This window comes from Gammaproteobacteria bacterium, assembly GCA_022340215.1.
Classification (GTDB): domain Bacteria; phylum Pseudomonadota; class Gammaproteobacteria; order JAJDOJ01; family JAJDOJ01; genus JAJDOJ01.
Window position 1 is genome coordinate 1 of record JAJDOJ010000106.1, and the last position, 6249, is coordinate 6249.

Consider the following 6249-nt stretch of genomic DNA (forward strand, 5'->3'; position numbering starts at 1 on the left):
CATACCAGATCGCGCCGGGTGAGCTGCGAAGCAGTGAACGGCTTGGGCAGGAAGCCCAAGACCGGTGCCCAAGCAAAGCAGGGACAGCGCCGCGCCGGGATCGTTCGTCATCAAGACGCGACAACAGGCGCATAGTCGAACTATGGAACGGTTGTCGCAACACAGAGGACGGACGATAAAGACAAGCAGGATGGTATGTCATTTGACAGAAATCGCCTTAGAGGCCTTCCCCGGAATGCCGAACCCCGATCCGGCGCTGAGCCAACTCTCTGTGACGACGGACAGTCCGGACAGCGAACGCATCGAAACGATTCTTCTCGAGGCGGGCGCCATCTCCGTGACCCTCGAACCCGCGGTCGAGAAACCGGTACTGGAACCCCGCCCGGGGAAGACCCCGCTGTGGGAACGAACCAAGGTAACGGGATTGTTTCACTCGGACCGCGACCTTCAGGCCGTCAGGCTCATGCTCGCCGCCGCTCTGGGCCCCGGATCAACTTCATCTGTCCAGACCGTACCCCGACGCAACTGGGTCCGCGCCTGGATGGACGACTTCGGTCCCATGCGGTTCGGGAATCGACTCTGGATCTGTCCCAGCGGTGGTTCGGTGGAACAGGACGACGCCGTGATTGTGTCGCTCGATCCCGGTATGGCGTTCGGGACCGGGACGCACCCGACGACCGCGCTCTGCCTGGAATGGCTCGACGCACACCCGCCCACCGCACTCGACGTGATCGACTACGGTTGCGGCTCCGGGGTACTCTCCCTGGCCGCCTACCGCCTCGACGCCGCCATGGTGATGGCACTGGACATCGACGATCAGGCGCTGGCGGCTACCCGCGACAATGCCTCCCGCAACGCCATCGGTGCAGAACGGCTGGTGACCGGACACCCGGACATCGCGCGCACCGGTTCGTCCGATCTGCTGCTCGCCAACATACTTTCCGAACCCCTGATCGAGCTCCGCCAAACCTTCACCTCCCTGTTGAGGCCTGGCGGACGCGTGGTCATGAGCGGCATACTGCGGGAACAGGCGCGGAAAGTCGCGGCCGCGTATCGGTCGGTATTTACTCTGCGCGAACCCGTATCGAAAGACGACTGGGTCCTGATCGAAGGCCGGTTGAAGGACTGAACACAGGGCGACCCACCAGATCCCATGTACACCCAGTGCCCGAAATGTCATGCGCTGTTCGTCGTCACCTCACAGCAGCTTCGCGCCGCCGACGGCATGGTACGCTGCGGTCAATGCGAGCACGTATTCAACGGCAGGGAATACGTCACGTTCAGGAAGTCCGCAGGCAGTGGCACCCCGGGGATCCAGACCGGGATCTCCGGCCCGTCCGCCCGGCACACGCTGATCGAGGAACAGTCCACCCTGCCCACACGGGAAACCGTCCGGGACGAGACGCCCTCCGAGCCATTCGACACCCCTGCGACACAATCCCACTCGGCAGCGGAGTCCGCCCGGGACACCGGGCCTTCGCGGGAGCGCAGCGGAACGCAGGTCGCGTCCGTGCTCCCCGGGTTCCTTGTCCCGGAGCTCGAACGCCCGGAAGATCGCGTCGGCCCGCGACTCCTGTGGGTCGCGGGATCGATCTCGCTGGCCGCATTACTCGTCGTGCAGATTGCCTGGTTCAATCGCCACGCCCTATCGTCCCACGACATGACAGGCCCTTTGATCCATTCCCTTTGCGCTCACATCGACTGCGATATCGCGCCGCGGTCGGACCCGGATCGGATCGCCCTCGTGAGCCGGAACGTCTACACGCATCCGGACCAGGCGCGGGCGTTGACGATCAGCGCAGTACTACGCAACGATGCCGACTTCGACCAACCCCCACCGCGACTCCTGGTCGCCTTCTCCGACCTTCAGGGCACGGTGATTGCGGCGCGCCTGTTCGAGCCCGCAGAATACCTGCCGGCGCCGGAAATCGCCAACCGCCTGCTGTCACCGGGCGAGACCGTGCCCCTGCGGCTGGAATTGCTGGATCCGGGCGGCCCGGCGCTCAACTTCGAGATCGAGTTCCACTGAGACGATCCGCCACGCGGCTCGGATGTTTCGCGGCAGCCGCGATGCATTCCCATCCGACGAGCGGCTGACAAACACCGTCCGACGCGTACTATAATTTCGATTCTCCCGGGCGCTCCGCTCATCGCTTCTGTTAGTGCAAGAACACACCATCTTCCAGTTGACATGCAGATAGGCTCCCATCAGATCGGGGGACCTGCGGTCCTCGCCCCGATGGCGGGTGTCACCGACCGTCCCTTCCGCATCCTGTGCCGGTCTCTGGGCGCGGCCTTGACGGTGTCCGAGATGGTCACCTCGGACACCAGGCTCTGGGGCACGGCCAAGAGCCGACTGCGCAGGGATCACGATGGTGAACCGGGACCACGCGTCGTGCAGATCGCAGGCTCGGATCCGCGTACGATGGCCGAGGCCGCCAGGATGAACGCCGACCTGGGCGCCCAGATCATCGATATCAACATGGGGTGTCCGTCGAAGAAGGTCTGTCGGGTCGATGCCGGTTCGGCCTTGCTGGCGGACGAGGAACGGGTGGCGCGTATTCTCGAGGCCGTCACGTCGGCCATACCGGTACCCGTGACGCTGAAAATACGGACAGGGATCGATCCCGATCACCGCAACGGTGTCAGGATCGCCCGGATCGCGGAGGCATCGGGGGTCAGCAGCCTCGCCGTTCACGGCCGCACACGGGCCTGCGCGTTCAGCGGGTCAGCGGAGTACGGGACGATTCGGGAGATCAAGCGGACCGTGCGAATTCCCGTCATCGCAAACGGGGACATCGACAGCCCGAAAGCCGCCCGGAGAGTCTTGGACTTCACCGGGGCCGATGCCATCATGATCGGACGCGCGGCACAGGGCAGACCGTGGGTTTTCAGGGAAATCGAAACCTACCTTGCGACTGGATCATTACGTAAAAAACCAGCACTTGGGGAAACTCTAGCCATCATGCTCTCACATCTTGAGGCACTCTACGATTTTTACGGCGAGGCAACCGGGGTCCGGGTTGCGCGCAAACACATCAAATGGTTTCTCGCGTCTCTGCCGAATGCCGGCAGTCTGTGGCGGGCCGTCAGCGGCGTGGAAAACAGCGCCGCCCAGTACGCCGCCCTCGCGGGAGGCTTCGGTGAGTTCGCGGCTTGTACGCAGGGGCAGGCATGAGCGCTGAGGCAGGCATGAGCGCTGAGGCAGAGATCATCGAGTGCAAACCGCGCGAACTCGCGCCGGAAACCCGACCGCCGCCCCTGCACCACGCCGTGGAGATCGCACTGAAACGGTATCTCCACCAACTGGACGGACAAGAGCCCGACAACCTCTACCGCATGGTGATCTCACAGGTGGAATTGCCGCTGCTGCAATGCGTGGCGGAGTATTGCGAGGGCAATCAGTCAAAGGCGGCGCGGGTGCTGGGCCTGAATCGCGCCACGCTCAGGAAGAAGCTCAGGGAACACAGCCTCGTGACCTGACTCGGCGAGAGCCGGACCCGATGGTTGCGCGCCAGCGTCGCGACAACGACCGCAGGCGACACGGCCCCCAGGGCGTTGAACCGCGTTCGGGTGCGGTGTGTCAGCGGGCGGGTGCGGCCCCGGAATTTCGTTATAATCACGCGCTCCCATTGTTCTGCCCCCAGGAAATCATGACTGAACCCAGGCTACACCCGGTTCACCGGGCAATCGTCAGTGTGTCCGATAAAAGCGGTGTCGTAGAGTTTGCCCGTGCCCTGCGCGCTCGCGGGGTCGAGATACTCTCTACCGGCGGTACCGCAAAACTGCTCGATGAACACGATGTGCGCGTCGTGGAGGTTGCCGATCACACCGGGTTTCCGGAAATGATGGCGGGCCGGGTAAAGACCCTGCACCCGAAGATTCACGGCGGGATCCTGGGGCGCCGCGGCGTGGACGACCAGGTCATGTCGGACAACGACATCGCACCGATCGACCTGGTCGTGGTCAATCTCTATCCCTTCGAACAGACCGTGTCCCGTCCCGGTTGCTCCCTGGACGAGGCCATCGAGAACATCGACATCGGCGGGCCGGCCCTGGTGCGCGCCGCCGCAAAGAATCATGCCTCGGTCGCCGTCGTCGTGGACCCGACGGACTACATCCGCATCGTCGAGGAAATGAGCGCCAACGAGGGGAAGCTGGGGCACGACCTGCGCTTCGACCTGGCCGTCAAGGCATTCGAGCACACGGCGCGATACGACGGCGCGATCGCGAACTACCTGGGACAGCAGACCGGCGGCGAACCCGGCTTCCCCCGCACCCTGAACCTTCAATTCGAACGCATCCAGTCCATGCGCTACGGAGAGAATCCGCACCAGAAGGCGGCGTTCTATCGCGAACCGGATGCCTCCGGGGCGAGCATCGCGACCTCGCACCAGATCCAGGGAAAGGCGCTTTCCTACAACAACATCGCCGACGCGGACGCCGCCCTGGAGTGCGTCAAGCAGTTCGATGCACCGGCCTGCGTCATCGTCAAGCACGCCAACCCCTGCGGTGTGGCGATATCCGAGGACATACACGAGGCCTACGATCTCGCCTTCAAGACCGACCCGACCTCCGCCTTCGGGGGCATCATCGCATTCAATCGCCCGCTGGACGGCAAGACCGCGGCGGACATCATCGAGCGGCAGTTCGTCGAGGTGATCGTCGCACCGGAGATCTCCGACGCAGCGAAAGAGGCCTGCGCCCGCAAAAAGAACGTGCGTGTGCTCGAATCCGGCACCTGGAGCGATCCACGCCCGTCGCTGGACTACAAACGCGTCAGCGCCGGCCTGCTGGTTCAGGAACGCGACCTGGGAATGGTGGGCGCCGGGCAACTCAAGGTCGTCACCCGTCGCGAGCCCACCCCGAGCGAGCTGAAAGATCTGCAGTTCGCCTGGCGCGTCGCCAAGTACGTCAAGTCGAACGCGATCGTCTATGCGCGGGACAATCGGACCATCGGCGTCGGGGCCGGTCAGATGAGCCGGGTCTACTCGGCCAAGATCGCCGGCATCAAGGCCGGTGACGAGGGCCTCGAGATAAGGGGGTCGGTCATGGCATCCGATGCCTTCTTCCCGTTCAGGGACGGCATCGACGCCGCCGCCGAGGTGGGCATCACGGCGATCATCGAGCCCGGGGGTTCGATGCGGGACGAGGAGGTGATCGCGGCCACGGACGAACATGGCATGGCTATGGTGTTTACCGGGATGCGGCACTTCCGGCACTGATCCCCTGCGGCACTGCAAGCGATGCTGCTCTCTCGCATCGCCGACGTCGTACTGCCGCTGTTCGGCGTGGTGGCGGCGGGTGCGATCTATGCCCGGCTGCGGCTACCCGACATGGAGGCGGCGAACCGGATGAATCTGGACCTGTTCATACCGGCGCTGGTCTTCTCCTCGCTCGTCCGGCAGGACTTCGAACTCACCCCCTTCGGCCCGCTGGCCCTGGGTGCCGCACTGATCGTCGCCCTGTCCGGTGCAGCGGCCGTCCTGATCTCAATCTCGGGGCGACTCAGGTTCCGTACCCTCGCCCCGCCGATGATGTTCCGCAACGCCGGCAACCTCGGCCTGCCGTTGATGACCCTCACCTTCGGCGAGGAGGCGTTGCCGGCCGCACTGGTGCTCTTCCTGCTGGGTAACCTGACGCATTTCGGCATTGCGCCGTTGATTCTCGACCACCGCGGAAAGTGGTGGACGGCGCTGTTCCAGCCGGCCCTGCTGGCGGCGCTGGCCGCCCTAGCGGTTATCCACTGGGAGATCCCGGTCGCCGGATTCGTTCTCACCGCGCTCGCGATGCTCGGACAGATCGCGATCCCCCTGATGCAGTTCTCTCTCGGTGTGCGGCTGTCCCGGATCGACCTGGGTGACTGGCATGTGGGGCTCTTGGGGGCATTGCTCACACCGCTGATCGGTGTGGCCGCCGCCCTGTTGCTGGTGACGATGATTCCCCTGCCACCGATACAGGCGGGGATGCTGATCCTCTTCGGTGCCCTGCCACCCGCGGTCCTCAACTTCCTGTTCGCCGAGCAGTACCGACAGGAGCCCGCCAGGGTGGCTTCCATCGTCCTGCTGGGTAACCTCGCGGCCGTGTTCTGCCTGCCCCTCGCGCTGGCCTGGGTGCTGCCGCGATACGGCTGAGCCGGTGGGCGACAATGCCCATTGCAGGCCGTAAACTTGTCCCTTTCTAAGGCCCTGGCCGGAGACCGGTATGAAGATTCTCGTCGTGGGTGGTGGCGGACGCGAGCACGCACTG

At 64.4% G+C, this 6249-nt stretch carries 6 protein-coding genes; all 6 read left to right on the forward strand.

What is annotated here, in order from left to right; genetic code table 11:
• Positions 1–235 precede the first annotated feature (235 nt).
• The 6 genes from prmA (at position 236) to LJE91_07880 (ending at position 6134) form a co-directional block, all read left to right on the forward strand.
• Positions 236–1129: a 50S ribosomal protein L11 methyltransferase gene (gene prmA, locus LJE91_07855; protein ID MCG6868630.1), complete on the forward strand. Its 894-nt coding sequence runs from the start codon at positions 236–238 to the stop codon at positions 1127–1129.
• A gap of 24 nt (positions 1130–1153) precedes the next feature.
• The gene (locus LJE91_07860) at positions 1154–2029 is read left to right on the forward strand and encodes a DUF3426 domain-containing protein (protein ID MCG6868631.1); all 876 of its coding nucleotides are present in this window, start codon (positions 1154–1156) and stop codon (positions 2027–2029) included.
• Positions 2030–2191: 162 nt separating this feature from the next.
• Entirely contained in the window at positions 2192–3178 is a 987-nt protein-coding gene (gene dusB / locus LJE91_07865; GenBank protein MCG6868632.1) for a tRNA dihydrouridine synthase DusB, read from the forward strand.
• A gap of 14 nt (positions 3179–3192) precedes the next feature.
• Positions 3193–3483 carry a Fis family transcriptional regulator gene (locus LJE91_07870; protein ID MCG6868633.1) on the forward strand — a complete coding sequence of 97 codons (291 nt, stop codon included), beginning with the start codon at positions 3193–3195 and terminating at the stop codon, positions 3481–3483.
• 170 nt (positions 3484–3653) lie between these two features.
• A complete protein-coding gene (gene purH, locus LJE91_07875; protein MCG6868634.1) occupies positions 3654–5225 on the forward strand; it encodes a bifunctional phosphoribosylaminoimidazolecarboxamide formyltransferase/IMP cyclohydrolase in 1572 nt (523 codons plus the stop codon).
• A 21-nt stretch (positions 5226–5246) separates the two neighbouring features.
• Entirely contained in the window at positions 5247–6134 is an 888-nt protein-coding gene (locus tag LJE91_07880) for an AEC family transporter (GenBank protein MCG6868635.1), read from the forward strand.
• Positions 6135–6249 lie beyond the last annotated feature (115 nt).